The sequence below is a fragment of the Acetomicrobium mobile genome (assembly GCF_937920065.1).
Genome location: NZ_CALETC010000021.1, coordinates 1 through 2443 on the forward strand (window position 1 = coordinate 1; position 2443 = coordinate 2443).

Consider the following 2443-nt stretch of genomic DNA (forward strand, 5'->3'; position numbering starts at 1 on the left):
GCAGGTTCTTCCCATATCGAATATTGCGTCAACTCCCAATATCATCGCATAAGCTGCGGCGACAGGAGTGCCTGGATCAACGGATAGCCCGACCGAATCCAAGACTAAAAGGAGCATGATTGCACCTGCACCCGGTACGCCGGCAGTTCCTATCGAGGCGAGCAAGGCAGTTACTATAATGATAAGTTGATCCGAAAGTGGCATGTGACGACCTACGGCGAAACCAATGAAAAGAGCGCAAACCCCTTGATAAATTGCCGTTCCATCCATGTTGATCGTAGCCCCAAGGGGAAGCGTGAAGGAATAAATTCCCTTAGGTATACCCATGTTTTCGGCGCACGCCATCGTCACTGGTAAGGTCCCGCTACTGCTCCTGGTAACAAAGGCAGTTATCATGGCTTCCTTTGCGTGTGCTAGAAACTTGGTTAAACGTAGACCATAAAGCCTCAATACTAACCCGTAAACTAGTGCTACGTGAACGACTATGGCCAGATATTCCGTTCCGACTGCTGTTGCAAGCGGTCCGATTACCCTGGGGCCTTCTTTTGCCAGGACAACAGCCACTAATGCAAAAACTCCAATGGGGGCGTATTCCATTATTCCTCCTACAATTTTGTACATAACTTCGGCTGCGCCATTGGAAAAATTATAGACCGTTTTTGCGGATGCCCTTAATTCTTCGTTGTCGCTTTCTAATAAAAATGAAAGTCCTATTCCAAAAAGAAGCGCAAAGAAGATAATTGGCAAAACGTCGCCTTTGGACAAAGCCTCGACGGGGTTTGTCGGGACTATATTTAAAAACGTTGTTACCAATGAAGGTTTTTTAAGCTCAAATCCTGCAACTTCGCCTACGGCGAGCTCCAATCCCAACCCCGGTTTGAATAAATTAGCAAAAATCAAGCCTATAGCGACGGCAAGGACAGTAGTGAGTAAATAATAAACTATTATTTTTACGCCAACCTTGCCCAAACGATAGGGACTGATGCTCGCCGTTCCAACGATAAGACTAAACAGTATCACTGGAACGACTATCATTTTTAGGAGCCTGATGAATAAATCCCCGAAGGGTTGGACCCAAAGTATCTTGTCCTTAAACAAAAGCCCAGCCACGATGCCAAGTATAAGTCCAATCAATATGCGCATCAACAAGTTTGACCCGAAATACCAACTCATGAAACCTCTTTTTTTCTCTCCCTCCGACATTACTTCACCCTCCTTTTATTTTATAGTAATTTTGATGGGCTATATTGCGATGTTATATTAATTATAACTTATTATGCTAGGGTTTTTATGGTTTTAATTTAAAGACAACTGGAACTAAGATCTCTCTTTCCTCCGTGCTTTTGAAGACCCATTGTTTGACGGCTTTTAGCGCACTTTCGTCTAACAAGTCATATCCACTTGATTTATAAACGCTGGCCTCAATAACGGTGCCGTCAGATGAAACTCGCACGTATATTGTTGCGGTTCCTTCTTCGCCGTGCCTCCTTGAGATCAGAGGATATGCGGGTTTTACGCTTCTAAGGATATCAAGTTCGCTAGCCATTCGTAGCGACTTTTGTGGCCAGCTAGAGGAGTTGTTTGAAATATCATTGCTTAAGTTATCAGCACCGACCTGGCCGTTATTTTTTTCATGCTGTATCCCTTTCGTTTGAGAGAGATCGGTTTTTTGTCCTGACTCGCCAGAGTCGCGATTTAGCGTTTCTTCCTGAACGTCTTTTCCGTTTCTACTTAAATGAGTAACTTGCGCATCGATGGAAGAGGGTTTTTTCGTGGGAATTTCTTTTTTAGTTTTGCTCGAAGATTTGATAGTTGCAGATTCTTTTTTTTGCACTGTTGGTTCCTTTTTTTCGTTGAGGGTCTCTGTGGGAGAAATTTTTTTTGGCATCACTTCAGAGGTAAGGAGGTTTTTGACTTCATCTTTAGAGTTTTTAGCGCTGCTTGCAACTTTGATCGTTTCGGCTGGCTCAAATCTTGCCAGCTTGACATTAAGGGGCTTACTCACACTTGGCGTCTTGACTCGAGCGTGAGGAATCTCGAAGTTCCAAATTATTACAGTGTGTATTAGTAAACTTAATAACAGAGGGGCCATCCACTTTCCGATATTGTCTCTCATGGAATCGCTTTTTCGCCTCCACCCACTGCCAACGAGACTTCTTCAACTCCAGCTTGCTTTAATGCGTCTAATACACGAATTATTGCTTCATAGGGGGCTTTCTTATCTCCGGCTAAAAGTATCGATTGGCCTTGCGATCTTTCTTGTCGAGCAAGCACGACCGCTTCGTCAATGTCAACCGTTTTCTCGTTAATTATAACAGCACCATGGCGATCGACGTTTATCACAAAAGGTGCCCGTGATAAGGAGTCTCCAGTGCCTTCCGGAAGCATAACTGTAATGCTTCCTTGGACAAAGGTTGCAGTTAAGACGAAAAAAATGATCAAT

Annotated in this window: 3 protein-coding genes; all 3 read right to left on the reverse strand. The window is 43.8% G+C overall.

The window, feature by feature from the left end; all coding sequences use genetic code 11:
- The coding region (locus Q7P41_RS00740; RefSeq protein ID WP_303881317.1) for a dicarboxylate/amino acid:cation symporter at positions 1–1203 on the reverse strand (1203 nt) is incomplete at its 3' end.
- Between the two features lie 85 nt (positions 1204–1288).
- The gene (locus Q7P41_RS00745; protein WP_303881320.1) at positions 1289–2116 is read right to left on the reverse strand and encodes an energy transducer TonB; all 828 of its coding nucleotides are present in this window, start codon (positions 2114–2116) and stop codon (positions 1289–1291) included.
- Positions 2113–2443 (reverse strand): biopolymer transporter ExbD (locus Q7P41_RS00750; protein ID WP_303881321.1); only part of this gene is annotated, 331 nt, incomplete at its 5' end. The genes Q7P41_RS00745 and Q7P41_RS00750, both read right to left, overlap by 4 nt.

Bases quoted from the DNA above. Each gene is read 5' to 3' on its own strand.
- Q7P41_RS00745 (WP_303881320.1), bottom strand. From the start codon at position 2,116: ATGAGAGACAATATCGGAAAGTGGATGGCCCCTCTGTTATTAAGTTTA.